21 protein-coding genes and 1 pseudogene are annotated in these 26,345 nt (G+C 71.0%); 15 read left to right on the forward strand and 7 right to left on the reverse strand.

The window, feature by feature from the left end:
• The first annotated feature begins 187 nt into the window (after positions 1–187).
• From ACFWPS_RS36915 to ACFWPS_RS36940, 6 genes and pseudogenes are all read left to right on the forward strand, one after another.
• The gene (locus tag ACFWPS_RS36915) at positions 188–1,099 is read left to right on the forward strand and encodes an aminoglycoside phosphotransferase family protein (protein ID WP_383713588.1); all 912 of its coding nucleotides are present in this window, start codon (positions 188–190) and stop codon (positions 1,097–1,099) included.
• 117 nt (positions 1,100–1,216) lie between these two features.
• The gene (locus ACFWPS_RS36920) at positions 1,217–1,981 is read left to right on the forward strand and encodes an SDR family oxidoreductase (protein ID WP_383713591.1); all 765 of its coding nucleotides are present in this window, start codon (positions 1,217–1,219) and stop codon (positions 1,979–1,981) included.
• A 90-nt stretch (positions 1,982–2,071) separates the two neighbouring features.
• Positions 2,072–2,370, forward strand: a pseudogene (locus ACFWPS_RS36925) (SAM-dependent methyltransferase); the annotation flags it as partial.
• 363 nt (positions 2,371–2,733) lie between these two features.
• The gene (locus ACFWPS_RS36930; protein WP_383713729.1) at positions 2,734–5,067 is read left to right on the forward strand and encodes a GH92 family glycosyl hydrolase; all 2,334 of its coding nucleotides are present in this window, start codon (positions 2,734–2,736) and stop codon (positions 5,065–5,067) included.
• Between the two features lie 221 nt (positions 5,068–5,288).
• Positions 5,289–6,548: a wax ester/triacylglycerol synthase family O-acyltransferase gene (locus ACFWPS_RS36935; protein WP_383713731.1), complete on the forward strand. Its 1,260-nt coding sequence runs from the start codon at positions 5,289–5,291 to the stop codon at positions 6,546–6,548.
• Positions 6,549–6,651: 103 nt separating this feature from the next.
• Positions 6,652–8,154, forward strand: coding sequence for an SDR family NAD(P)-dependent oxidoreductase (locus tag ACFWPS_RS36940; RefSeq protein ID WP_383713594.1), 1,503 nt, complete (start codon positions 6,652–6,654; stop codon positions 8,152–8,154).
• 107 nt (positions 8,155–8,261) lie between these two features.
• Here the strand turns inward: ACFWPS_RS36940 and ACFWPS_RS36945 are convergent, their stop codons facing one another.
• Positions 8,262–9,032: an SDR family oxidoreductase gene (locus tag ACFWPS_RS36945; RefSeq protein WP_383713599.1), complete on the reverse strand. Its 771-nt coding sequence runs from the start codon at positions 9,030–9,032 to the stop codon at positions 8,262–8,264.
• A 25-nt stretch (positions 9,033–9,057) separates the two neighbouring features.
• Positions 9,058–9,435, reverse strand: coding sequence for a hypothetical protein (locus ACFWPS_RS36950; protein WP_383713602.1), 378 nt, complete (start codon positions 9,433–9,435; stop codon positions 9,058–9,060).
• Positions 9,436–9,920: 485 nt separating this feature from the next.
• Here ACFWPS_RS36950 and ACFWPS_RS36955 point away from each other — a divergent pair, with 485 nt between their 5' ends.
• Together ACFWPS_RS36955 and ACFWPS_RS36960 are read left to right on the forward strand one after the other, a co-directional pair.
• Positions 9,921–10,094 (forward strand): hypothetical protein, encoded by a 174-nt coding sequence (locus ACFWPS_RS36955; protein WP_107436349.1) that lies wholly within the window; start codon positions 9,921–9,923, stop codon positions 10,092–10,094.
• A gap of 58 nt (positions 10,095–10,152) precedes the next feature.
• Entirely contained in the window at positions 10,153–10,635 is a 483-nt protein-coding gene (locus ACFWPS_RS36960) for a GNAT family N-acetyltransferase (RefSeq protein ID WP_383713605.1), read from the forward strand.
• 25 nt (positions 10,636–10,660) lie between these two features.
• On the opposite strand, the gene ACFWPS_RS36965 is transcribed toward ACFWPS_RS36960, so the two are convergent.
• The 3 genes from ACFWPS_RS36965 to ACFWPS_RS36975 all read right to left on the reverse strand — a co-directional run bounded on the left by ACFWPS_RS36965 (position 10,661) and on the right by ACFWPS_RS36975 (position 13,648).
• Positions 10,661–11,617 (reverse strand): SDR family NAD(P)-dependent oxidoreductase, encoded by a 957-nt coding sequence (locus ACFWPS_RS36965; RefSeq protein ID WP_383713608.1) that lies wholly within the window; start codon positions 11,615–11,617, stop codon positions 10,661–10,663.
• A 56-nt stretch (positions 11,618–11,673) separates the two neighbouring features.
• A complete protein-coding gene (locus tag ACFWPS_RS36970) occupies positions 11,674–12,564 on the reverse strand; it encodes an MBL fold metallo-hydrolase (RefSeq protein WP_383713610.1) in 891 nt (296 codons plus the stop codon).
• A gap of 100 nt (positions 12,565–12,664) precedes the next feature.
• Positions 12,665–13,648 carry an aldo/keto reductase gene (locus ACFWPS_RS36975; protein ID WP_383713613.1) on the reverse strand — a complete coding sequence of 328 codons (984 nt, stop codon included), beginning with the start codon at positions 13,646–13,648 and terminating at the stop codon, positions 12,665–12,667.
• Positions 13,649–13,761: 113 nt separating this feature from the next.
• Between ACFWPS_RS36975 and ACFWPS_RS36980 the strand changes: the two genes are divergently transcribed.
• Positions 13,762–14,343, forward strand: a complete 582-nt coding sequence (locus ACFWPS_RS36980; RefSeq protein ID WP_383713616.1) for a TetR family transcriptional regulator — start codon at positions 13,762–13,764, stop codon at positions 14,341–14,343.
• Positions 14,344–14,487: 144 nt separating this feature from the next.
• Here ACFWPS_RS36980 and ACFWPS_RS36985 read toward each other — a convergent pair whose 3' ends face one another.
• Positions 14,488–15,831 carry an amidase gene (locus ACFWPS_RS36985; RefSeq protein ID WP_383713619.1) on the reverse strand — a complete coding sequence of 448 codons (1,344 nt, stop codon included), beginning with the start codon at positions 15,829–15,831 and terminating at the stop codon, positions 14,488–14,490.
• A gap of 255 nt (positions 15,832–16,086) precedes the next feature.
• On the opposite strand from ACFWPS_RS36985, the gene ACFWPS_RS36990 reads away from it, so the two are divergent.
• From ACFWPS_RS36990 to ACFWPS_RS37000, 3 genes are read left to right on the forward strand one after another with little or no spacing between them, the layout of a single operon-like run.
• A complete protein-coding gene (locus tag ACFWPS_RS36990) occupies positions 16,087–18,471 on the forward strand; it encodes an alpha-L-fucosidase (protein ID WP_383713733.1) in 2,385 nt (794 codons plus the stop codon).
• Positions 18,464–20,335, forward strand: coding sequence for a family 20 glycosylhydrolase (locus tag ACFWPS_RS36995; RefSeq protein WP_383713622.1), 1,872 nt, complete (start codon positions 18,464–18,466; stop codon positions 20,333–20,335). The genes ACFWPS_RS36990 and ACFWPS_RS36995 overlap by 8 nt, the downstream gene beginning before the upstream one ends.
• A 16-nt stretch (positions 20,336–20,351) precedes the next feature.
• A complete protein-coding gene (locus ACFWPS_RS37000) occupies positions 20,352–21,890 on the forward strand; it encodes an alpha-L-fucosidase (RefSeq protein ID WP_383713625.1) in 1,539 nt (512 codons plus the stop codon).
• Between the two features lie 110 nt (positions 21,891–22,000).
• On the opposite strand, the gene ACFWPS_RS37005 is transcribed toward ACFWPS_RS37000, so the two are convergent.
• Positions 22,001–23,008: a LacI family DNA-binding transcriptional regulator gene (locus ACFWPS_RS37005; RefSeq protein ID WP_383713736.1), complete on the reverse strand. Its 1,008-nt coding sequence runs from the start codon at positions 23,006–23,008 to the stop codon at positions 22,001–22,003.
• 263 nt (positions 23,009–23,271) lie between these two features.
• Between ACFWPS_RS37005 and ACFWPS_RS37010 the strand changes: the two genes are divergently transcribed.
• The 3 genes from ACFWPS_RS37010 to ACFWPS_RS37020 are packed head-to-tail and all read left to right on the forward strand — an operon-like array spanning position 23,272 to position 26,343.
• A complete protein-coding gene (locus ACFWPS_RS37010; protein ID WP_383713628.1) occupies positions 23,272–24,564 on the forward strand; it encodes an ABC transporter substrate-binding protein in 1,293 nt (430 codons plus the stop codon).
• Between the two features lie 7 nt (positions 24,565–24,571).
• Positions 24,572–25,459 carry a carbohydrate ABC transporter permease gene (locus tag ACFWPS_RS37015; RefSeq protein ID WP_383713631.1) on the forward strand — a complete coding sequence of 296 codons (888 nt, stop codon included), beginning with the start codon at positions 24,572–24,574 and terminating at the stop codon, positions 25,457–25,459.
• Entirely contained in the window at positions 25,456–26,343 is an 888-nt protein-coding gene (locus ACFWPS_RS37020; protein WP_383713634.1) for a carbohydrate ABC transporter permease, read from the forward strand. The genes ACFWPS_RS37015 and ACFWPS_RS37020 overlap by 4 nt, the downstream gene beginning before the upstream one ends.
• The last annotated feature ends 2 nt before the right edge of the window (positions 26,344–26,345 follow it).

Consider the following 26,345-nt stretch of genomic DNA (forward strand, 5'->3'; position numbering starts at 1 on the left):
CCTGGCACCTCACACCGGCCGGCGCATGACCACAGGGGCTTGTCCGGCCTGACGGCCGGACAACCCCTCACCAAGATCTTCATGAGCCTTCTAGGGGCTGTTTGAGGTGGTGACCGTGTGGTTGAAGTGCGCCGGGCCATCGGAGTCGGCGCCGGCTCCGACTCCGGCCTCGGTATTGTGACTTCGTATGACCGACTCCGAGATCGAGATCACCGCAGAGCTGGTGCACGATCTTCTCAAGGACCAGCATCCGGACCTTGCAGGGCTGCCCATCCGTGAGGTGGCGGGCGGCTGGGGCAACCAGATGTGGCGCCTCGGGGATGAGTTGGCCGTGCGCATGCCGCGCATGGAAGGTGCCCCGGATCTCCTGCGCAAGGAGTGCCGGTGGCTGCCTGTCCTGGCCCCGCGTCTTCCGCTCCCGGTTCCGACACCTGTGCGGATCGGCGAACCGTCCGCGCGCTTTCCGAGGCCGTGGAGCATTATGACGTGGGTTCGCGGCGAGCCACTGGACTACACCTCGATCAGTCGCGGCGACCACGCGGCCGACACTCTGGCGGGCTTCCTCAGGGCGCTCCATGTGGAGGCGCCCGCTGAGGCGCCGGCCAGTTCGGACCGCGGCGCTCATCCCAAGGAGTGCACGGGCGGCTTCGAGAGGTTCTTGCAAGCCATTGCCCCCGGGGGCTTTGCCGCCGACGTCCGGGCCGTCCGTGCCGTCTGGGACGACGCTGTTGCGGCCCCCGAGTGGGAGGGTCCGCCGGTATGGCTGCACGGTGACCTGCATCCCGCGAATGTCGTCGTCGCGGACGGGACGCTCGCGGGCGTGATTGATTTCGATGCCATGTTCGCCGGCGATCCGGCGTGGGACCTGGCGGCCGCGTGGGTGCTGCTTCCCGCGGGCGCGGGCTCACGGTTCTTCGAGGTGTACACGCACGCGGACGAGGCGACGATCCGGCGCGCCCGCGGACTGGCCGCCATGAAGAGCCTCTTCCTCATCCTTATGGGCCAGAGCGGGGACCGGGGCCTTCCCGGCGGCAAGCCGACCTGGGGACCCGCAGGCCGGGCAGCGCTCGATCGTGTTCTGCAAGGTGGGTTGACGTAGGCACCGGGGGCATCGTGAGTGACGCGAGAGCGACGTCGCGACGGTTCCGAGCCGGTGCGCGTCCGTCGCAGGTGAGAATATGCAGGATATGTGACGCGCTCATGGCATGGGGGCCCGATGGGTACGCTGAACGGCAGAACGGCTCTGGTCACTGGCGCCGGGCGGGGGATCGGCCGAGCCATCGCCCGCCGTCTCGCGGCGGACGGCGCGCTCGTCGCCGTGCACTACGGCAGTGACGAGTCCTCGGCCCGTGAGACCGTCGCACTGATCACCGATGCCGGCGGGCGAGCTTTTCCCGTGCATGGTCCGCTCGACGCGCCCGACGACATCCGAACGGTTTATGAGCGGCTCGATGCCGGCCTGCGCGCACTGGGCGAGCCGACCACGCTGGACATCTTGGTCAACAACGCCGGCTTCAACATCGGGGGCGGTGTCCGCGAGGTGACCCCGCAGGACTTCGACCGGCTCATGGCCGTCCACGCCAGGGCACCGCTTTTTCTCGTGCAGGAAGGACTTCCGATACTGCGCGAGGGCGGACGCATCATCAACATCAGTTCGGCGGCCACCCGTGTTGCCCTCCCGTCCTCCCTCGCCTACTCCATGGCCAAGGCGGCCCTTGAGGCTCTGACACACACGCTCGCCAAGGAACTTGGGGCCAGGCAGATCACCGTGAACTGTGTGGCACCGGGCTTCGTCAAGACGGATTTGAACCGAAGGCGCTGGGCAACGCCCGAGGCCGAGGCCCAGCATGCCGCGTTCTCCGTGTTCGGCAGGATGGGGCAACCCGCGGACGTCGCGGACGTCGTGGCCTTCCTCGCCTCCTCGGACTCCCGCTGGGTGACGGGGCAGTGCATCGATGTGTCCGGCGGGTCGGCTCTGTGACGCCCGTTGGCCGCCGGGGTCACAGCGGCAGCGTCATGCGAAGACGCGGCGGCGGAAGGTGCCCGAGGAACCGGAGGGCGTCGAGCGACAATCGACACGAGCAGGCCCCACCCGGTACGCGTCTACGACTGGCTGCTGGGCGGCAAGGACAACTGTCCGGTCGATGAGGAGGTGGCGGCGAAGCTGCCACCGGAAGCGCGTCTCAACGCCATGCGCAACAGGGCGTTCATGCACCGTGCGGCGGCCTGGCTGGCCAGCAACGGCATCGTACGTTCCTGGACTTCACCCGGCCGGTCGCCCTGTCGGTGATCGCGCTGATGTACTTCGTCACCGACGACGAGAACCCCTACGGTCTTACGCGGACGCTTCTCGACGCGCTGCCTTCGGGATTCACCGTCACCCACCCAGGAGCCGAGCGGCTTCTACGTCGGCGTCGCCCGCGTGCCGTAAGGATGTCCTCGCACCCGAGGGCAGGGGGCGGCCGAGGATGGAGGGCTGCGCAGGGCCGTGTGAGGCGACAAGCCCGGCCAAAGCCCCCCGCCCGGCCCGCTGTCCAGCACCCCGGACACCTGTTCGCGGTCGGTTCGCCGACCTTCGGCCGCCGCGTACCTCACCTGCTCACACCCGAACTCGGGCGCGACGCGCTACGAGTGAAAAACCCTCATTTGCCGGACTTTGCGAGCCTCTCCCCTCACGATGCAGACAGCAATGTCGAACTTCGGAGGTCATCCGACATGAGAGGGACCAGTGGTATGTCACATACCACCACGGCTCTCCGGCGCACACGGCTGTGCCTCGCCGGGGCGCTGACAGCGTCCGTGCTGCTCACCGCCCCCGCCGCAGGGGCCGCCGAACCGACCGACGGCCACCTCGCCGACCTGGTGAACCCCTTCATCGGCAGCCAGGACGACGGCAACACGTTCCCCGGCGCGGCCGTGCCCTTCGGCATGGTGCAGCTCTCCCCGGACACCGGGCACAGCACCGGCTACGACTACTCCCAGCGCCGGATCCGCGGCTTCTCCCTGGTCCACCTCTCCGGCGTCGGCTGTGCCATCGGCGGCGACCTGCCCGTGCTGCCCACCACCGGGGACGTCACCCGGACGGACTACGCCGCGTACGCCGCCGGGTTCCGGCACGCCGACGAGGCGGCGAGCCCCGGCTACTACCGCGTCGGCCTCGACTCGGGCGTGACCGCCGAGCTGACCGCGACCGCCCGCACCGGCGTCCAGCGCTACACCTTCCCGGCCACCGACCGGGCGAACGTCCTGCTCAACGCGCACCAGGCGCTGCACAAACCGGTCAGCAGCGACGTCGAGATCCTCGACGACCACACCGTCCGCACCAGGATCACCGGCCACGGCTTCTGCCGCGAGAGCGCCCCCTACACCGTCTACACGGTCACCCGTTTCAGCCGCCCCTTCACCGCGTACGGCACCTGGAACGGCAGCAAGGTCACCCCCGGCTCCCGCACCGGAGCCGACGGCGCCTACGTCCGCTTCGACACCACCCGGGACCGTACGGTCGAGGCGACCACCGCCCTGTCGTACGTCGACGCGCAGGGCGCCGAGGTCAATCTGCGCGCCGAGGGCGGACGTTCGTTCGATGCGGTACGACGGCAGGCGAGGGACGCGTGGGAGCGGCGGCTGGGCGGCATCCGCGTCCAGGGCGGCTCCCCGACCCTGCGCCGTACCTTCTACTCGTCCCTGTACCGCACCTTCCTCGCGCCCAACGTCGGCGGAGACGCCGACGGTCGCTACGCAGGCTGGGACCGACGGATCCACCGCGCCCAGGGGTTCACCTACTACCAGAACTGGTCCCTCTGGGACACCTACCGCACCCAGGCCCAGGCGCTCGCCCTGCTCGCCCCGCGTGAGGCCCGGGACATGGCCCTGTCGGTGCTGAAGATCGACGAGGAGGGCGGCTGGCTGCCCAAGTGGGGCTACGGCACGGTCGAGACGAACATCATGACCGGGGATCCGGTCACCCCGTTCCTGACCACCGCGTACCAGATGGGCCTGCTCAAGGGGTACGAGGAGCGGGCCTACCGGGCGCTGAAGAAGAACGCCGACGGTGTGCCGCCGGCCGCCAACGCCGGGGTCGGCCGCGAGGCCAACGCCGAGTACCTCGCCGACGGTTTCGCGCCATACCTCAAGGGCCGCCCGCACACCAAGGTGGGCGACTCCGACTACGACCACGGCGCCTCCGTCACCCTGGAGTACGCGCTGTCGGACGCGATGCTCGGGCAGATGGCCCGGGACCTCGGCCACGGCGCGGACGCGGCCCGCTATGCCAGCCGGGCGCAGAACTACCGCAACGTCTTCGACCCCTCCACCGGCTTCTTCCGCGCCCGCGACGCCTCCGGTGCCTTCACCGGCAACCCCGACCCGGCCCGCGGCATCGGCTTCCACGAGGGCACCGCCTGGCAGTACCAGTGGCTCGTCCCGCAGGACCTGCCCGGTGTGATCTCCCTGATCGGCGGCGCGCGCGCCACCAACGCGCGGCTCGACTCCTTCTTCGCCTACGACCGGCTGCTCGCCGACCCCGCGAAGACCGCGCGCGAGGTGTGGGTGCACGGCAACGCGTACGCCTACTACAACGCGGCCGTGTACAACCCCATGAACGAGCCCGACCTGATCGCCCCGTACACCTACCTCTCCACCGGCCAGCCCTGGAAGACGACCGACGTGGTGCACGCGGCGCTGACCCTGTTCACCGACGGCCCGACCGGGATGACCGGCAACGACGACCTCGGCACCATGTCGGCCTGGAACGTCCTGTCGTCCCTCGGTCTCTTCCCGGTGCAGCCCGGCTACGGCACCTGGGGCCTGTCCACGCCCGTCTTCGACCGGGCCGACGTCCGCCTCGACCGCCGTTTCTGGCCGAGCGGCGGGTTCACGGTGACCGCGCCGGGCACCTCGGCCGCCGTCCGTTACGTGCAGTCGGCCCGGGCCGACGGATCGGAGTACGGCCGTACCTATCTGACGACCGGTGCGCTGCGCTCCCTGCGGTCGCTGGCGTTCACGGTCGGCTCGCGCCCGTCAGAGTGGGGTACGTCACCCGTGGCGGGGCCACCGGCCCTGAAGTGACCTCAGGTGTCCCATGAGTCCCGCCTCTTTCGGAGGGGGCGGGACTTAATCTGCTGTTAACTGAGCGTAGCGTGATCGTACTTGACCGTAATCATGAGTCGGCGTTTGACTGCTGATCCACCCTCCGTCGACGCGAGGCACCCCCTTTGAAGACTGAGACTGCTGACCTGCTCGCTCCTCTCGACCTGGCGTTCTGGAACATAGAGTCCGACCAGCACCCGATGCACCTCGGTGCGCTCGGCGTGTTCTCGGCGCACTCGCCGACCGCCGGCGCGCACGCCGCCGACCTGCTCGCGGCCCGGGCCGCCGCCGTGCCCGGACTGCGCATGCGCATCCGCGACGTCTGGCAGCCGCTCGCGTTCGGCGGCGCCGCCCGCGAGACCGACCCGGACTTCGACCCCCTGAACCACGTCCGGCTGCACGCCCCGACCTCGGACTTCCAGGCCGTGGCGGGCCGGCTGATGGAGCGTCCGCTGGAGCGCGGCCGGCCGCCGTGGGAGGCGCATGTGCTGCCCGGCGAGGACGGGGTGTCCTTCGCGGTGCTGTTCAAGTTCCACCACGCCCTCGCCGACGGGCTGCGCGCCCTCAAGCTGGCCGCCGGCGTCATGGACCCGCTCGACCTGCCCGTGCGCGCCCCACGCTCGATCGAACCGCCGCGCCCGATGCTGGCGCTGCCCGACGTGCGCAGGCTGCCCGAGCTGGTGCGCGGCGCCCTCTCGGACGTGGGCCGCGCCCTCGACATCGGCGCCTCCGTCGCCCTGTCCGCCCTCGGGGTGAGCTCCTCGGCCGCACTGACGTCCGAGCCCACCGGCACCAGGAGCATCGCCGGGGTCGACCTCGACATCGACGACGTGCACCGGGTCCGCAAGGCCGTCGGCGGCACCGTCAACGACGTCCTGATCGCCGTTGTTGCCGGTGCCCTGCGCCGCTGGCTGGACGAGCGCGGCGACGGCACCGAGGGCGTCGCCCCGCGCGCCCTGATCCCCGTCTCCAAGCGCCGCCCGCGCACCGCGGCCCCACAGGGCAACCGGCTCTCCGGGTACCTAATGCGGCTCCCGGTCGACAACCCCGACCCGATCGCCCGCCTCGACCGCGTCCGCCAGGCCATGGTCCGCAACAAGGACGCCGGGCCCAACCGGGGCGCCGGTGCCGTCGCCCTGCTGGCCGACCACGTGCCCGCGCTCGGGCACCGGCTCGGCGGGCCGCTCGTCGGCCAGGCCGCCCGGCTCTGGTTCGACATCCTGGTCACCAGCGTGCCGCTCCCCGGCGTAGGGCTGCGCCTCGGCGGTCACCCGCTCACCGCCGTCTACCCACTGGCCCCGCTCGCGCCCGGCCAGTCCCTGGCGGTCGCCATCTCCACCTACCGCAACCACGTCCACTACGGGCTCGTCGCCGACGCGACCGCCGTCCCGGACCTCGACGTGCTCGCCCGCGCGGTCACCGACGAGGTGGACTCGCTGATCGCGGTATGCGATCCGTGATCCGGACGGGTTTGGAGGTACGGCCCGGTGCTCCGTAAAATTCCCGGTTCGAAAGCGGGCGCGAGTCGGAGCGCCGCTGGTGGACCAGGGAAGCGGCAGCGCGATGACGGTGACACAGGACGGCACGACGGCCGAGGACGCGGTGGAGGCCGTGGTCCACGGCCCCGGCATCGACCCCGAGCGGCTCGCCGTCTGCCTCAGCGTGCTCGCGGAACTGGACGAGCTGGAGGTCGACCACCCCGACGCCATCACGGTGCGCCGGGCCACGGCCGGCCTCTACCGCACGGTCAAGCAGCGCCGCCGCCAGGAGCGCCGGGCCGCCAAGACCGCCCACGACAAGGCGGTCACCGAGGCCACCGCGACCGGCTCCGCCGAGCGCATCGACGACGAGACCGAGGGCCTGCTGCCCTCGTCCCGGACCGAGGAGGGCAGGGTCGCGGGGATACTCCAGCGTCCGCGCTCCTGCTACACCTGCAAGACCCGCTATGTCGAGGTCGACTACTTCTACCACCAGCTCTGTCCGGACTGCGCCGACCTGAACCGCGCCAAGCGCGACGCCCGCGCCGACCTGACCGGCAAGCGCGCCCTGCTCACCGGCGGCCGTGCCAAGATCGGCATGTACATCGCGCTGCGGCTGCTGCGCGACGGCGCCCACACGACCATCACCACGCGCTTCCCGAAGGACGCCATCCGCCGTTTCAAGGCGATGGAGGACTCGGCGGACTGGCTGCACCGCCTGGAGGTCGTCGGCATCGACCTGCGCGACCCGGCGCAGTCCGTGGCCCTGGCGGAGCAGGTGAGCGCGGCGGGCCCGCTGGACATCCTGATCAACAACGCGACGCAGACCGTCCGCCGGCTGCCCTCCGCGTACGCGGCCCTGGTCGAGGGCGAGAGCGCGGCGCTGCCGGCCGGTGAGCTCCCCGCCCACCACGTCATCGGCGCCTTCAACTCCGGAGCCGTCGACGGCATCGCCGCGCTGCCCCTCGGCAGCAGCGGCCTCGACGCCCAGAAGGTCGCCGACCTCGCCCTGGTCGCGGGCAACGCCAGCGTGGCCCGGCACCTCGACGGCACCGCCATCGACGCGGGCGGCCTCGTCCCGGACGTCGTCGACACCAACACCTGGGTGCAGACCATCGACCAGATCTCCCCGGTGGAGCTCCTGGAGACCCAGCTCTGCAACTACACGTCGCCGTTCATCCTGATCAGCGCGCTCCGGCCGGCCATGGCGGTGGCCGCGAAGAAGGCGGCGCGCGGCCGGTCGTACGTCGTCAACGTCTCGGCGATGGAGGGTGTCTTCGGCCGCGGCTACAAGGGCGCCGGGCACCCCAACACCAACGCGGCCAAGGCCGCCATGAACATGGTCACGCGGACCAGCGCGGCGGAGATGTTCCAGACCGACGGCATCCTCATGACCTCCGTCGACACGGGATGGATCACCGACGAGCGGCCGCACTTCGACAAGCTGCGGCTGGCCGAGGAGGGCTTCCACGCCCCCCTCGACCTGATCGACGGCGCGGCCCGCGTCTACGACCCGATCGTGCTCGGCGAGCAGGGCGAGGACGTGTACGGGGTCTTCCTGAAGGACTACGCGCCGGGCAAGTGGTGAGCCTCACTTGACCGTGCGGGTGCGGGTGAGTCGTGGCTGGTCGCGCAGTTCCCCGCACCCCTGGGAGGTCGCGCTTGCGGCGTTGCGGGATGCTGTCGGTCTCGCGTCTACGTAGGGATACGCGCCGCTCTCACCCTCGTACCGCCGTCCACCAGCACGTCCGCTCCAGTCACCCACCTTGCCGCGTCCGAGGCCAGCCACAGCACCGCCCCCGCCACGTCCTCCGGCTCCCCGATCCGCCCCAGCGGCAGGCCGGCGGCGATCTCCTCCTCCCGTGGCTCCCACATGAAGCGGGCCATCTCCGTGCGCACCAGGCCCGGTGAGACCGAGTTCACCCGTACCCGGGGTGCCAGTTCGCCCGCCAACTGCTGGGTCAGGTGCAGGAGTGCGGCCTTGCTGGTGCCGTAGGCGCCCACGTGGGGGCCGACATGGGCCGCGCCCTCCGTGCAGATGTTGATCACCGAGCCGCCGTGCTCCCGCATCCAGCCGCGCCACGCGCACTGCGTCAGCCGCAGCGGTGCCTCCACGTTGACCGTGAACGCCTCCCGCCACAGGCCCAGCTCGGCGTCCATGAGCGGACCGTACGGGCGGTTGGTCGCCGCGTTGTTGACGAGGACGTCCAGCCGCCCGAACTCGGTCAGCGCCAGCCGGGTCAGCTCCCGGGCGTGCTCCGGCTCGGCGACGCTGCCGGCCAGGCCGACCCCGCCCAGCTCCAAGGCTGTACGCCGTACCTCGTCCGGGTCCCGCGCGCTCACGCACACCAGCGCTCCGGCCGCCGCGAGCGCCTCGGCGACCGCGCGCCCGATCCCGCGGGTGCCGCCGGTGACCACGGCCGCCCGGCCCCTGAGCGCGTACGACGGCCCGTGCGATGACGTCATCGCCGTACCGTCTCATGACGGAACGTCAGTCGACAGCCCCCAGGCGGGAGTTGCGGGCGGCGACCAGTTCCAGGACGGTCCGCCAGTCCTCCAGGACGCCCGCGTCGAAGCCCGAGGTGCGGCTCTCCTCGTCGGCCTGGCGCAGTCGCAGCACGTCGTCGTCGGTGGCGGCGCCGTCCCCGCGGACGAGGTGGTAGACGCGTTCCCCGAGCAGGTGGCGTACCGCGTGTGCGGCGCCGTCGGCGGGGCCGAGCAGTTCCTCGACGCCGTGCACCAGGCCCGCCACCTGGAGTTCCTTGTCGGCGGGGCGGCCGCGGCGCAGCAGGGCCGCGGTGCGCAGGGCGCGCTGGTGCCGGCAGGCGTACAGCAGATCCATCAGCTCCTCGACGCTGCGCAGCTCCATGCGTCAGTCCTTCCGCGAGACAGCCGTTGTCCTGTGCCATCGGATCATGTCGAGTTTTCGACCCGGCCAACGCAACCTGAACTGCACAGCCTGTGAAGGGAGCGGGCGGCTGTGTGATCGAAGGCGTGTTCGCATGGATGGGCCGAGCGGGTGGGTCGCAAAAGGGGCATCATGTTACGAACGGGTGCATTTGTGGGTCATCGAAGTGCGCAACGACTCGCGATAGTTACACCTTGTTTGCACTCCCTATCGAGCGGACCCCTGCTCATTTGGTTAATCTATAGAGGACGGACAGCAACTAGGGGTCCCACCCACACCCACGGTCCGTCCCGGGGCAAGCCGGTCGACAACGGCCTGCTCTTTCGAGAATCACCGGCGCCACCGCGTCCGAACCGGCCTTCCATCCAGACCCGAGCGGGCGCCCGGCACCGGAACGCAGACCGTCCGGTACGCCCCGAGGGTGACCGACACATAAGGAGTGCGCGGTGACACCTGAGAAGACGAATCGCGAGCAGCGCCCCAAGGAACGCACGGAGCGCGCGGGCACCCGGCCCGGACAGCTCGGCAGCCTCGACGTGTGGGCCCGGTCCGCCCCGATCCGCCTCGCGGGTTACGAGGAGGACCTCGCCGAGCCCCACATCCTGCCCAGCGTGGACTGACCGGCCGGTCAGTCCCGTCGCGATCGCCGACGCGCATGGGCGTGCGAGACTCACGCCCATGCTGATCAGAGAAGCCACCGTGGCCGACTGGCCGCAGATCTGGCCCTTCTGGCACCGGATCGTCGCCGCCGCCGAGACCTACGGCTGGGACCCCGACACCTCTCAGGAGGCGGCCCGCGCCCTGTGGATGAGCCCGGCGAAACGCGTCTACGCCGCCGAGGACCCCACCGGAGCCGTCGTCGGCTCCGCCTACCTGACCCCCAACTACGGGGGCCCCGCCGCAGGTGTCGCCAACGCCGGCTTCATGGTCGACCCCGGCCGGGGCGGCCGGGGCATCGGGCGCGCGCTCGCCGAGCACGTCCTCGCCGAGGCCCGGGCGCACGGCTACCGGGCGATGGTCTTCAACGCCGTCGTCGAGACCAACCCCGCCGTGGCCCTGTGGACCTCCCTAGGCTTCACGATCGTGGGCACGGTCCCGCGCGCCTTCGACCACCCGAACCACGGCCCGGTCGGCCTGCACATCATGTACCGCGCCCTGTGACCCTTCCGGCCGGCGCCTGCGGTCCCTAGCCGATCAGCGCCTCGGACACCTGCCACAGCCGGGCCGCGTTGTCCCGGTCCAGGGCGTACGGCGCCACTCCGCCGACGGCACCGGCCCGTTCGGTCACCGGCTTCGCCTCCGCGCAGTCCTCGTAGTAACGGCCGCTGACGCCCGCCACCGTCGGCGAGCCGGCCAGCAGCACCGAGGTCGCGGCGCCCTGCTCCACGGTCTTCTGCGGCGGCAGCGCGATGGCGCCCGAGGCGATGAAGTCGGCGATCTCCTGCATGTCCAGGTGCCGGGCCAGGTTGGTGTCGGCGATGTTGCCCGGCATCAGGGCGTTGGCGGTGATCCCGTCGTCGGCCCAGCGCTCGGCGGCGGCGACGGCGAACAGGATGTTGGCGGTCTTCGACTGGCCGTAGGAGGTCCACGGGTCGTAGGGGCGGAACCGGTAGTCCAGGTCGTCGAAGACGACGGGGGAGAAGAGGTGGCCGGTGGAGCTGACCGAGACGATCCGGGCGCCGTCCGCCGCCGCCAGGGCCCGGTGGAGGCCGGTGGTGAGGGCGAAGTGGCCCAGGTGGTTGACGCCGAACTGCTGCTCGCGGCCGTCGGGGGCGCGGGTGATCTCCTGCGGGGCCATCACGCCGGCGTTGTTGACCAGGATGTGCAGCGGGCCCTGCCAGTCGGCCACGAAGGCCGCGACCGTCGACCGGTCGGCCAGGTCCAGCCGTCCCACGGTCAACGCGCCCGAGCCGGGCGGAAGTTCGGCCTCCAGGCCGGCGACCACGCGGTCGCCCGCGGCGGTGTTGCGCACGGCCAGGGTGACGTCGGCGCCGGCCGAGGCGAGCGCGCGGGCCGTCTCCACGCCGATTCCGGAGCTGGCTCCGGTCACCACCGCCCGGCGGCCGTGCAGGTCGACGCCGTCGACGACCTCGGCGGCGGTGGTGGTGGCACCGAAGGCGGCGGGGGTCTGGGGTACGGACATGAGGGGTGTCTCCTGTGGATTGGTGGGGGGTGTGGCCGGGGCGAGCCCCGGCGGGATCACCGGGAGGAAGCGGGCGAGTCGCCGACGGGGGTCCAGACGCGGGTGGCTCCGGCCCGGGTGACACGGCCGAACACGTCGTCCATGAAGTGCCCGGCCGCGATGACCGTGTCCGGCCGTCCGAGCAGTCGGTCGCGGACCTCCCGGGCCTGGTCGGGGGCCACGTCGGAGGCGAAGGCCAGATCGGGGTCCGCGACCTGGGCGGGGGAGTGCAGGACGTCACCGACGATCCAGACCTCCTCGGTGCCGCGGCCCGACGGGTCCCGTACGACGACCGCCAGGTGGCCGGGGGTGTGTCCGGGGGTGGCCTCGACGGTGACCCCGGGCGCGAGCAGGTCGCCGCCGCCGACGAACTCGACGACGCCCTGGAGCGGCTTGAGCACCGCCTCGGGGTCCGGTCCGCCCAGCTCGGCCTCCCTGGTCGTCCAGTACTGCCACTCGGCCTCGGACATGAGGTGGCGGGCCCCGGCGAAGGTGAGACCGGTGGGCGCGGCCGCCGCGGGGGCGCCGGGGAGCGGTGCGACGTCGCTGGTCCAGCCGACGTGGTCGAGGTGCAGGTGGGTGTAGACGACCGTGTCGATGTCGGCGGCGGACAGCCCTTCGGCGGCGAGGTTCCGGAGCAGCTCGCCTCCTTCGAGACGGGCGATGCCGGGGACGTCCACGTCGATCTTTCCGGTGGCCAGGTCCACGAGGATCCTCCGGTCCCCGGCCTGGATCAGGAACGATCCGAAGGTGAGGACGAGCTGCCCGTCCTCCAGGTGGCCCGGGCGCGTCGTCCAGTCCACGCCGGGGAACAGGGTGTCGGGGTTGTGGGCGCCGAAACCGTCGGGGAGGTAGGTGATCGTCGTGTCGCCGACGGTGATCCGGGACCGCTTGGCGGGCTGAGGCATGCTGATGACCTTTTGAAGTGCTCTCGAAGTGCTCTTGGGGTACTCGTGAAGTGCTTTGGAGGGCTTGGGAGTTGTCGGAGGGCAGGGGAGGCGTCGGCTGTCAGCCGTTCAGGGTCCCCATGTGCTCCGGCGCGTACCGCTCGCCGGTGACCGCGCCGTGCGGGGCGACCGCCTCGATGGCGGCGAGGTCGTCCGCGGTGAGGGTGACCTCGGTGGCGGCGACGTTCTCCTCCAGGTAGCGGCGGCGCTTGGTGCCGGGGATGGCGACCGCGCCCTGGTGCTGGACCCAGGCGAGGGCCAGCTGGGAGGGGGTGACGCCCTTGTCGGCGGCGAGCCGGCGGACCTCGCGGACCACGTCGAGGTTGCGCTGGAAGTTCTCGCCCTGGAAGCGCGGGTCGGTGCGGCGCCAGTCGTCCGCGGCGAAGTCGTCGGGGCCGGTGATCGCGCCGGACAGGAAACCGCGCCCCAGCGGGGAGTAGGCGACCAGGCCGATGTTCAGCTCCCGGAGGGTGTCCAGGACGCCGTCGTGCTCGATACCGCGCTCGAAGAGGGAGTACTCGATCTGCAGGGCGGCGACCGGGTGGACGGCGTGGGCCCTCCGGATGGTCTGCGCGGAGGCCTCGGAGAGACCGATGTGCCCGATCTTGCCGTCGGCGACCAGCTCGGCCAGGGCGCCCATGGTCTCCTCGATGGGCACCTTGGGGTCGATGCGGTGCAGGTAGTAGAGGTCGACGTGGTCGGTGCCGAGGTGGCGCAGCGACCGGTCCAGGGCGTGGCGCACGTACTCCGGCGTGCCGTTCAGGCCGACGACCCGACCGTCGTCGGTGATCTCCACACCGGTCTTGGTCGCGACCACGGCGGACTCCCGGCGCCCGGCCAGTGCCTTGCCGAGCAGCTGCTCGTTGACGAAGGGGCCGTAGCTCTCGGCGGTGTCCAGCAGGGTGACGCCGAGCTCCAGCGCCCGGTCGACAGTGGCCAGCGACTCGGTCTCGTCGGTGGCGCCGTAGAAGACGCTCATACCCATGAGGCCGAGGCCCTGGACGCCGACGGTCAGGCCCTGGCCGCCCAGTGCGCGCTGTTCCATGAGGCTCCTCGATTCCGTGTTCAGATCCATAACTAACTGGATAGATACCTAGACCGTAAGCCTGCTCGTCATCGATGTCAATAACTGGATAGTTACTTGCTAGGGTGGTGACCATGTCACGGGATTCCAGCGCCACCAAGGCCCGGCTGCTCGACGCGGCCTTCAGCGAGTTCGCCGCCTACGGCATCGCCGGTGCCCGGGTTGACCGGATCGCCGAGGCCGCCGGGGCGAACAAGCGGCTGATCTACGTCTACTTCGGCAACAAGGAACAGCTCTTCGACGCGGTGCTGCAACGGGCGATGACCGCGGGCGCCGAGTCCGTGCCGTTCGACGTCGGGAACCTGCCCGGATACGCCGGCGCGATCTTCGACCACCTGGTCGCACGGCCGGACCTGATGCGCCTACGACTGTGGAAGCTGCTGGAGCGCCCCTCCGCCACCGGACTCGAACAGGACGCGTTCCGGAACAAGGCGGCCCTGGTGGCCGAGGCGCAGCAGCGCGGCGACCTCGACCCGGCCATGGCCCCCGACGACCTCCTGACCATGGTGCTCGCCGCCGCTCAGGCCTGGTTCTGGGCTGCCGAGGGCGTCGACCCCAAGGAGGTGAGCGAGTCCTGGCCCGAGGAGCGGCTGGCCCTGCACCGTGCGGCGGTCGTCGAGGCGGCCCGCCGGATGACCGAGCCGACGAAGCCGTAGTACTCCGGTCACACCCGCGTCGCCCTCGCGCCTCGCGCGTCACATGGGCACCGCGAAGCACGAAAAGCCCCAAGCCGCACCCCGGACAACTCACCGGCGCCGAGCCACGAACGACGGCCCATCGCGGCGCTGCCACGTGAGGGCTCAGTCGACAGGCGCCGTCCGCTGCCACGGACGCAGCGTCTCCAGCTGCTGGGCCACCTCCAGCAGGACCGCCTCCGAGCCCGGCCGGCCCACCAGCTGTACGGCGCAGGGGGCCCCCGAGGGCAGCGTGCCGAACGGGACCGACATCGCGGGCCAGCCGGTGAGGTTCCAGGCCGGGGTCAGGGGGGAGTAGTTGGAACCGGCCAGCGTGTTGCGCAGCCAGCCCCGCTCGTGCCAGGGGGCCGCCCGGGGGGAGCGGCGGGCCAGGGCCGGGGTGAGCAGCACGTCGTGCTCGGCGAAGAACGGGGCGAGCCGGGCGCGCAGCCGCTCACGGGCGTCGCCCGCCTGCACCCCGCGCAGGAAGCGGCGCCCGATGGCCGCGTGCACCCGGGTCCGCCGGGCCAGCAGGGCGGGGTCCAGGCCGGCCGCGTCCACGGCCGTCCCGGCGGTCCAGTGCCGGATCGCGGTGACACCGATCGACACCGGGTACGGCGGCTCGGCGCGCCGCAGCTCGTGCCCGGTGCCCGCCAGCAGCCCGGCCGCCTCCGTCACCGCGTTCGTATACGGCTTGCTGACGGTCACGCCGACGAGCGGGCTGTGCAGCGAGACGGCGATCTTCCGCGGGGTGCGCTGCCCGGCGCCCGCGAACTCCTTCTCCGCCAGCACCGCGAGCACCAGCCGGGCGTCCGCCACGGTGGTCGCCAGCGGCCCGTTCTCCGACATGCCGAACCAGTCGCCGTTGCCGATCCCGGCCGGCACCACGCCGAACCCCGGCTTGATGGTGACCAGCCCGCAGTTGGCCGCCGGGATCCGCAGCGAGCCCATGCCGTCGTTGCCGAGGGCGATCGGCGCCAGCCCGGCGGCGACCGCAGCCGCGCTGCCGCCCGAGGAGCCGCCCGCGCTGCGCCCGGTGTCCCAGGGGTTGCGGGTGATGCCGTTGATCCCCTCGGTGGTGCCGAAGACACACAGCTCGGGCACGTTCGTCAGCCCGATGACCACCGCGCCCGCCGCCCGCAGCCGTGCCACGGTGACATGGTCCGCGTCTGCGGGCGTGTCCGGCATCGCGGCCGAACCGTCCAGGTGCGCCTCGCCGCGTACCGCCAGGTTGTCCTTCACCGCCAACGGAACCCCGGCGAGGGGGAGTTCGGCGAGGTCGGCGCGGGCCGCGACCTCGTCCGCCTCCGCCAGCGCCGCGTCCGCCCGGACCTTGCGGAACGCGCCGATCCGTCCGTCGAGGCGCGCGATCCGCTCCAGATGCCCGGCGACCACCTCCCGGGGAGTGACCCGCTTCTCGCGTACGGCGGCGGCGATCTCGGTGGCGGTCCGGCCGGCCCAGTTGGTCACGGGCGCTCCTCGGGGTGCGGAAAAGCTGCTTACTCGTCGGTACGAAAGGGCACTCTGCCCCGCCGCGGGCTTCGCGTCGAGAGTTCCCGCACCCGGAGACGGCGACCAGGTGTGCTGCGGGTCGCTCGCCGAGGTCAGCGCTCCGCTCGCAGGTCATCCGACGACTGGCTCAACTCCCGTCCGTGCACGCCCCATTGACAGGCTCATGGGCCCGCTCAATCATCAGACATCCGATGAATGGAGCCGCTCATGAGCATGTCTCCCTACCCAAGACGTCAGGTTCTGGAGGTCGTGGCGGGGGCCGTCGCGGCGGCCTCCCTGCCCCTCGCCGTGCCGACCGAGGCGCACGCCGCGCCGGAGGCGCCCGCCGCCGAGCCGGCCGGTGGGCGAACCGCCGGTGCGGCGGCCGCGTCGTCCTGGGTTCCGGTCCCCGTGCCGATCCCGGTGCCGCTCGACGCCCTGTTCGACAACGACGGCATCGACACCGCCGCGGCCCGGGGCGGTGACTTCGACGGCTCCGGCTACACGTTCCCGGGCGAGGAACTCCCGGCCGGCCGGATCGAGGTCGACGGCGTCCCCTTCGACTTCCCCGCCGCGACGGCGGGCGCCGGGAACAACGTTGTCGCGCTGGGCCAGCGCGTCGACCTTCCGCAGGGCCGCTACCTGTCGGCCGTCTTCCTCACCTCCGGCAGCTACGGCAACGCCGCCGGCACGGCCACCGTCCACTACGCCGACGGCACGACCAGCACCGCGGGTCTGAGCGGCGGCGACTGGTACGCGGTGGGCGGATCGCTGTCGGCGCCGTACCGCTACCAGCCGGACGGCGGCAAGGACGCGCACAGCGTCGGCATCGGCACCTCCGAGGTGTGGATCGACCCGCAGCGCGAGGCCGTCGCCCTCACCCTGCCGGTCACCAACCCGGCCGAGGCGGGCAGGACCGCCCTGCACGTCTTCGCGCTCTCCCTCCAGGCCGTCGCCCAGGGCCGGGCACTGGCCCTGCGCGACACCTGGTCCACCAGCTCCCTGCTCGACGCCTCCGGCGCCCAGAGCGTCGAGGCCACCGTCGTCAACGCGGGCACCGTGGCGATCCTGGCGGGCGACGCGGTGTCCGTGCGCGTCGAGGTCCCCGGCGCCCGCACCGTCGAGCCCGCCCGCATCCGCCGCCTCGACCCCGGCGAACAGGCACGTGTCCACGTCGGCATCCGCAACCGCACGGGCACCGCCCCCGGCACCGCGCAGGACGGCACGGTGAGCGTGCACGGTCGCGGCACACAAGTCGCCGCGAACAAGAGCACGTTGACGCTCGGCACCGCCGACTACCAGCCCACCGAGACCTCGTTGGCCGGCCACCGGGCGCCGTACTGGTTCAACGACGCCAAGTTCGGGATCTTCATCCACTGGGGCGTCTACGCGGTGCCCGCGTGGGCGCCGGTCGGGGTGCAGTACGCCGAGTGGTACTGGGACCAGATGCAGGACCCGAACAACCCGACGTACGCCTATCACCGGGACACCTACGGCGCGGACTTCGCCTACGACGACTTCATCCCGCGCTTCACCGCGGAGAAGTTCGACCCGCGTGCCTGGGTTGAGCTGTTCCGGGACGCCGGTGCCCAGTACCACGTCCTGACCTCCAAGCACCACGAGGGCTTCGCCCTGTGGGACACCAAGGTCTCCGACCGCAACGCGGTGAAGATGGGTCCGAAGCGGGACCTGGTCAAGGAGCTGTTCGAGGCGTCCCGGCGGTACACCCCCGAACTCCACCGCGGCCTCTACTTCTCCATGCCCGAGTGGTTCAACCCCGACAGCCCCTGGATGGGCCACGCCCCGCGCAACCCGTACACCCTGGATCCGCTGCCGTACACCGGATACACCGCGGGCAAGGACTTCGTGCGGGACTACCAGGCCCCGCAGATGCTCGAACTGGTCCACGGCTACGACCCGGAGATCATCTGGTGCGACATCGGCGGCGGCAACGACAGCGTCCATGTCCTCGCCGAGTACTTCAACCACGCCAAGAACCGGGCCCGCCCCGTCGACGTGACCGTCAACGACCGCTCGGGCATCGGCTTCCACGACTTCACCACGCCCGAGTACACGACGTACGCCGACACGGTCGTCGCCAAGTGGGAGGCCAGCCGCGGACTCGACCCGCGCAGCTACGGCTACAACCAGGCGACCCCGGACGGCTCCTACATGACCGCCGAGGAGGTCGTGCACAGCCTCGTCGACATCGTCTCCAAGAACGGCAACTTCCTGCTCGACATCGGCCCGCGCGCCGACGGCACCATCCCGGAGATCATGCAGACCCGGCTGCGCGAGACGGGCGCCTGGCTCGCCGTCAACGGCGAGGCGATCCACGGCACCACGTACTGGTCGCGCATGGCCCAGCTCGGCGACGACCTGCGGTTCACGGTCCGCCCGGACGAGGCCTTCTACATCCACTCCCTGACCCGGCCGGGCGCCAAGCTCACCGTCGAGGCCCCGGTACCGGTCCGCGCCGGCGACAAGGTGACCATGCTCGGTCACGGCCGGCCGCTGACCTGGACCGTCGCCAACGGGGCCCTGGTGATCGACGTGCCCGAGGCGGCCCGCAGGGCGGGACAGCACGTGTGGGTGTTCAAGGTGGAGTGGCATGCGTGAGGTCGGGCAAAGGCTGCTGCGCCTCCTCCGGGCCGCGGCGGCGCTGACCCTGCCGGCGGCCGTACTGGCCCTGCCGACGACGGCACCGACCGCGGCGGTCGCGCAGGAGCAGCAGGCGGCCACGCCGGTCACCGTGCCCGCGCTGACCAACTGGGCTTCGGCGCACGGAAGTTACACGTTCGGTCCCGGCACGCGTCTCGTCATCTCCGACGCGGCCGGGCGCAGGGTCGCCGACACCCTCGCCGGTGACCTCCGCGCGGCCGGACACGGCGTGGTCCCGGTCGCCACGGGCGCCGCCCGCCCCGGCGACATCGTCATCGGCGTCCGCCCGTCGGCCGCGCCCACGCTGGGCGCCGAGGGCTACGCACTCGACTCCGGACGCAGGCTGTCGATCACCGGAGCGACCGAGACCGGCGCCTTCTACGGCACCCGCACCCTGCTCCAGCTGCTCGCCCAGGACGACCGGATCCCGGCCGGGCACACCACCGACGTACCGCGCTACCGCGAGCGGGGCGTCGGCGTCTGCGCCTGCTACATCCACGTCTCCCTGCCCTGGCTGGAGAACCTGGTCCGCGAGATGGCGTACCACAAGCTCAACCAGCTGCTCCTGGAGCTGAAGGTGAAGAGCGAGGCCCATCCCGAAGCCAACACCTGGGGCTACTACACCAAGGACGAGATACGGCAGCTCGTCGCCCTCGGCGACCGCTACCACGTCGAGATCATCCCGGAGATCAACTCCCCGGGCCACATGGACCCGTGGATCGAGAACCGCCCCGACCTCCAGCTCACCGACTCCGACGGTGCCAGGCAGCCCGCCCGCCTGGACGTCACCCAGCAGGCCGCCTTCGACTACTACACGAGCCTGATGGACGAGTACGCCCAGGTCTTCACCGCGAAGTCCTGGCACATGGGCGCCGACGAGTACATGCTCGGTTCCGACTACGCCAAGTACCCGCAGATGCTGAAGTACGCGCAGGACGAGTACGGTCCGAACGCCACCCCGCAGGACGCCTACGTCGACTTCGTCAACCGCGTCCAGGCCTACGCGGCGGGCAAGGGCCGGCACCTGCGCATCTGGAACGACGGCCTCACCGGCGCCAACACCGTCCCCGTGGCCGCCGGGACCACGGTCGAGCACTGGCTGAACGTGGCGGTGAAACCGAGTCAACTGATCGCCCGGGGCTATGCGGTGATGAACGCCTCGTACTCCCTCTACCTCGTGCGCGGCGGCTTCCACAGCGACACCGAGGCGCTGTACGACCAGAGTTGGGACCCGCGCTCCTTCGAGGGCGAGAGACTCGCCTCCGCCGACGGCATCACCGGCGCGAAGATCAGCCTCTGGCCGGACAACGGCAGCGGTGAGACCGAGAACGAGGTGGCCGCCGAACTGTGGCCCGCCCTGCGCCACATCGCCCAGGCCACCTGGGGAGACCCGCACCCCGACGCCACCTACGCGGAGTTCACGGCACGCGGCACGGCCGTCGGGCACGCACCCGGCCTGCGGGACCTGACCGAGGTACCGGTACCGGACGGGACGTACACCTTCCGGGCGGACGGGGTGTCGTACCGGGCGGAGGTCCGCCGCACCGCCGACGGCTACGCGACCCTGCGCGGCGCCGACGGCTGCCTGGAGATCCGGGGCGGCAAGCTCACGCTCAACGCCCCGCTCCAGCCCGGGGTGCAGGCGACCTGGGAGCCGTGCGACGACCAGAACACCTTGCAGCGCTGGGAGTTGGAGCCGACTGCGACCGGCTACCACCTGATCGACGCGATCACCCGTATGGCACTGACCGTGACGGACGACGGCCGGCCGGTCCAGTACCCGCCCGATCAGCGCGCCCCCGCCCTCTGGCACCTCTCCTGACCCGAGGAGTACGCCCATGGATCTCTCAAGACGCGTCTTCGTCACCTCGGCGGCGGTCGTGGCGATGACGGCCGGACTTCCGGCCCTCCCGGCCGCCGCCACCGCGGACACCGACCGGTCCCGGATCCCGGTCAGCCCCGACGACACCGAGGCCGACCTGGTCCGCAAGGCCTCCCAAGTCCGCCCCACCGCACGGCAGATCACCTGGCAGGCCCTGGAACGCACCGCCTTCCTGCACTTCGGTGTCAACACCTTCACCGGCCTGGAGTGGGGCACCGGCGACGAGGACCCGGACGTCTTCCAGCCCACCGGCCTCGACACCGACCAGTGGGCCCGCGCCCTGCGCGAGGGCGGCTTCCGGCTGGCGATCCTCACCGTCAAGCACCACGACGGCTTCGTCCTCTACCCCTCCCGGTACACCGACCACACCGTGGCATCGAGCAGTTGGCAGGGCGGACACGGCGACGTGCTGCGCTCCTTCGCGGACTCCATGCGCCGTTACGGCCTGAAGGCCGGCGTCTACATCTCCCCGGCCGACGAGAACCAGTACCTGCACGGCGTCTACGCCAACGGCAGCGCACGGGCTCCCCGCCTGATCCCGACACCGACGGACGGCGACGACCGTGTCCCGTCCCGCTCCTTCACCCTCGACGCCACCGACTACGGCGCCCACATGCTCAACACCCTCTACGAGGTGCTCACCGAGTACGGCCCGGTCGACGAGGTCTGGTTCGACGGCGCCCAGGGCCACATCCCGCCGGACAAGGTGGAGGACTACGACTGGGACAGCTGGTACACGCTGGTGCGCTCGCTCGCCCCGGACGCGGCGATCGCGGTCACCGGCCCCGACCTGCGCTGGGTCGGCAACGAAGGCGGGCTGGCGCGTGCGGACGAGTGGAGTGTCGTCCCGGTCAAGGAGAACCAGTACGGGCGCACGGACTGGGCGCTGTCCTACGACACCGCCGACGAGGGCAGCCGGACCGCGCTGGTCGCGGCCCGGCCGAAGACCGACTACCTCCAGTGGTGGCCGGCCGAATGCGATGTGTCGGTCCGGGACGGCTGGTTCTACCATCCGGACCAGCAGCCAAAGTCCGTCGACGAGTTGACGGAGATCTACTTCGGCTCGGTCGGCCGCAACGCCGTCCTGCTGCTCAACGTCCCACCGGACACGGACGGGTTGCTGCACGACACGGACGTGACCCGGCTGCGTGAGTTCCGCGACCGGGTGGACCGGGAACTGCCCGAGGACCTGGCGCGGGGTGCGCGCCGGTCGGTGACGCCGGGCGGGGTGACCGTGGACCTGGGCCGGGAGCGGGAGGCGGACCGGGTCCGGCTGGCGGAGGACATCCGGTACGGGCAGCAGGTCGAGGGGTTCGTGGTCGAGGCGTACGCGGCGGGCTCCTGGACCCAGGTGGCCGCGGCCGGGACGGTCGGCGCGAGCAGGATCCTGAGGCTCGCGGAACCGGTACGGGCCCGGCACTGGCGGGTACGGGTCACGGAGGCCCGGGGCGCGGTGCGGTTCGCGGAGTTCGCACTGTTCCGGTCGTCGGTCTAAGCGGTCCTGGTGAAGTCCGCTGCGGAACAGCGCCCCGTAAGGGGCGCGGGGAACTGCGCGACCAGCCCCCACCGGCCCGCGGTGAACGGACTGCATGATCAGCGGAGCGCTCAGGCACGAGCGGGTGCCGTGCTGCCCCGAACCGTCAGCCGGGGCACCGGCACCCGCACCGCGCGTGCGGCACCCCCGTCCAGCAGGGCCGTCAGTTCCCGTGCCGCCGTGCGGCCGAACTCCGTGCTGTCGCGGGAGAGGGCGGAGAGCCAGGGTTTGACCATGCGGCACAGGGCCGAGTCCTCCCAGGAGACGACGGAGACGTCGTCCGGTACCGCGTAGCCGAGTTCGGCCGCCGCCGCGACCCCGGCCACCGCCATCACGTCGTTGTCGTAGATCAGGGCCGTCGGGGGCGGGGTCGCGCGCAGGACGCGGCGGGTGACGGCCGCGCCCTCGGCGTCCGAGTAGTCGGTGGTGACCGAGCTGACCTCGCCCAGGCCGCGCCGGTCGGCCTCGGCGCGCAGGGTGCGGATACGGCGCTGGGTGTGCGCGAGGCCGGGCAGGCCGGCGATGTGGACGATGCGCCGGTGACCAAGACCGGTCAGCTCGTCGACCACCGACGCCATCGCGGCCGCGTCGTCCGCCCACACCGTGGACAGACCCGGGTGCCGGTCGTCGGGTGCGCCGCCGATCACCACGGCGGGCAGGCCCAGTTCGTCGAGCAGGTCGGGGCGCGGGTCGTCGGCCCGCGGGTCCACCATCAGGATTCCGTCGACGCGGTGTTCCGCCCACCAGCGGCGGTAGACCGCACACTCGTCGGCCACGTCCTCCGCCATCTGGAAGAGCAGACCGAGATGGCGTTCGGCGAGCACCTCCTGGATGCCCGAGACCAGTTGGAGGAAGAAGGAGTCCACGCCCAGGGAGTGCGCTGGGCGGGCGAGGACGAAGCCGACCGTGGCCGCGCCCTCCCCGGAGAGGGCGCGGGCGGCCGTGCTGGGCCGCCAGCCGAGCTGCTCGGCCACCCGCTGCACCCGGGCCCTGGTCGTCTCGGAGACCCCCGGGCGGCCGTTGAGCGCGAAGGATACCGCGCTCTCGGAGACTCCGGCGCGGCGCGCGATGTCCTTCATCGTCGGCCGGCGCGCGGGGACGCGTTTCTCCGCCAACTCACTTCCTCATTCGGTCTGGACGGTGATCTGCTAATGCGCTTGAGTCCAAACACCCTAAAGCGTATTAGCGATCGACCGCAATACGCTCGTAACACCTTGCTGAGCAGGGGATTTGGGTCACTAATGACTTTAGCTCCGCTGAATCCATTGACGCGGTGCGGAAACGGCGTGCAAGGTCTGCCGCGGCACCTTCGGCCCACCCCGCTGCAAAGGAGCAACGGACCATGCGTATCTCCCGCAGAGCCTTCGCCCTCGCCGCTGCCGCCGTCCTCGCCCTGCCGCTGAGCGCCTGCGGTTCCGGCGGGGACGACGGCGGTTCCACCGACGCCTCGGGAAAGGTCGAGGGCGACATCACCTTCCAGACCTGGAACCTGCGCGCCAACTTCAAGTCGTACTTCGACGGCCTGGTCTCCGACTTCGAGAAGAAGTACCCGGGCACCCATGTGAAGTGGATCGACCAGCCGGCCGAGGGCTACGCCGACAAGATCAGCGCGGACGCGGCCGGCGGCACGCTTCCCGACGTCGTCAACGTCTCCCCGGACCTGGTCGCCCCGCTCGCCAAGGCGGGCCTCGCGCTCGACCTCGACAAGGCCGCGAGCAAGTACAAGCCCGAGTATCTGGCGGGGGCCTGGGCCAGCCACCGGATACCGGGGACGAGCGGGACGTACGCCTTCCCCTGGTACCTGAACACCGGACCGCTGTTCTACAACAGGACCCTGTTCAGGCAGGCCGGGCTCGACCCCGACCAGCCGCCGAAGACGTACGACGAACTCTTCTCCGACGCCCTGAAGATGGCGCAGCAGAGCGAGGGCAAGGTCGCCACCCTCGCCAACGTGCCGACCATCGAGGACTTCGGGCGGTACGGCTCGCAGCTGATGAACAAGGCCGGGACCGGGTTCGCCTTCAACGACGCCAAGGGGGTCGAACTGCTGACCAAGTACAAGGAGTTGTACGACGCCAAGGCACTCGACCCGCAGGCGCTGACCGCCACCCCCGAGTCCACCGGCAAGAAGTTCCTCACCGGGGCCGTCGCCATGAACCCCGGCAGCGCCCTCGACCTCGACAACTTCAAGAAGCAGGCGCCGAACCTGTACAAGAACATCGGCATCACCGACCAGATCACCAGCACCGGGCACGTCAACATGTACGTGATGGGCGTGATGGTCAACTCGAAGACAAAGCACACGGCGGCCGCCGTCGCCTTCGCGCACTTCGTGACCGACGCACAGAACCAGATGTCCTTCGCCAAGAAGGTCGCCATCTTCCCGAGCACCGCCGGCTCTCTCGACGACCCGTACTTCACCAAGGAGGACGGCACCGACGAGACCCGGGTGCGCATCGCCGCCGCCAAGTCGCTGAAGAACGCGGTCAACTACACGCCGGTGCTGTTCAGCGACCAGATGAAGACCGCGCTGCGCAACGAGGTCGCCAAGACGCTGCAGGGCAAGGAGAGTCCCAAGGCGGCCCTCGACAACGCTGTCAAGGCCTGCGACCGGCTGCTCCAGCAGGAGGGCTGAGGACCCGATGGCCGGCGTGTCTCGCGTGCGGCGCCAACTGCCCACCAGCCCCTGGCTGTTCGCCGCCCCCGGGCTGCTGGTCGTCGGTGCCTTCGTGCTCTACCCGTTCGTCTCGACGGTGGTCAACTCCTTCACGGACCGCCGCACCCTGATCCCGGGCCGCTTCGTCGGCCTCGCCAACTTCCGCGAACTGATCCACGACGACATGTTCTGGACCGGCCTGCGCAACAGCACCCTCTACATCGCCGGGGTGGTGCCAGCCCTTGTCGTCCTGCCCCTGCTGCTCGCCCTGCTGGTGCAGAAGAACATCCCGGGCATCACCTTCTTCCGGTCCGCCTTCTACACCCCGGTCGTCGCCTCGATCGTCGTGGTGGGGCTCATCTGGGTGTGGCTCCTGGACGAACGCGGCCTGGTCAACTCGCTGCTGGAGGCCGTCGGGATCGGCCGGGTCGGCTTCCTCAGCGACCAGTGGCTGCTCCTGCTGAGCGCGATGGCGGTGACGGTCTGGAAGGGCCTCGGCTACTACATGATCATCTATCTGGCGGCGCTCGCCGACGTCCCGCGCGAGCTGCACGAGGCCGCCGCCGTGGACGGTGCCGGAGCGGTCCGCCGGTTCCTCACCGTCACCGTCCCCGCCGTACGCTCCACGATGGTCCTGGTCGCCGCGCTCTCCTCGGTCGCCGCCTTCAAGACGTTCTCCGAGGTCTACCTGCTGGCAGGCCCGGACGGCGGCCCGGCCGGCGAGGACACCACCCTCGTCATGCTCGTCCAGCAGACCGGCACCGGTCTCACCGGCCGCGTCGGCTACGCCTCGGCGCTCTCCGTCGTCGTCTTCGTCGTCACCGTCGCGCTGATGCTCCTCGTGCTGCGCGCCGACCGCAGGGAGCGCCCGTGAGCACCACCCCGCCCGCGCGCGCGGCCAAGGAGTCCCGCTTCACCGACGAACACGGGCGCCGCATCCGGATCGGCGAACTGGTGTTGCGCTACGCCCTGTTGCTGCTCGTCCTCGCGGTCACCGTCGGGCCGTTCCTGTGGCAGCTGTCCACCTCGCTCAAGGGCCCGACCGAAGACATCTTCAGCTCACCGCCCAGCTTCCTGCCGGCACACCCCACCCTGCACAACTACCGGCGGGTCGCCGACACCATCCCCGTCTGGGACTACGCCCTCAACTCCCTGAAGGTCGCGAGCGCGAGCGTGGTGACCAACTGCGTCGGCTCCGCACTCGCCGGCTACGCCCTGGCCCGGCTGCGCTACCGCGGCCGCCGGATCGCCACCCTCGTGTTCATCCTCGCGATGCTCGTGCCGGTGGAGGGCATCATCATCGCCCAGTTCACCACGATGCGTGAACTCGGCCTCAACAACACCCTGATCGGCGTCGTCCTGCCCGGCTCGATCGGCGCCATGAACGTGCTGCTGATGCGCAACGCCTTCCTCAACCTGCCCTACGAGATCGAGGAGGCGGCCTACGTCGACGGCGCCAACGCCTGGCAGCGGTTCCTGCGGATCGCGCTGCCGTCGGTGCGGGGCACGCTCGCCGTCGTCGCGATCTTCGCCTTCATGGGCGCCTGGGACGACTTCCTGTGGCCGCTCATCGTGCTCAGCGACCCCTCCAGGTTCACCCTCACCATCGGCCTCAACTACCTGCACGGCACCTTCACCAACGACGAACGGCTCGTCGCCGCCGGCACCGTGATCGCCGTGGCCCCGCTCATCGCCCTGTTCGCCTGCCTCCAGCGGTACTTCTTCCGCGGGGTCGGCGAAGGCGCCGTCAAGGGCTGAAC

The sequence above is a fragment of the Streptomyces sp. NPDC058457 genome, from assembly GCF_042720695.1.
In the GTDB taxonomy this organism is placed as follows: Bacteria; Actinomycetota; Actinomycetes; order Streptomycetales; family Streptomycetaceae; genus Streptomyces.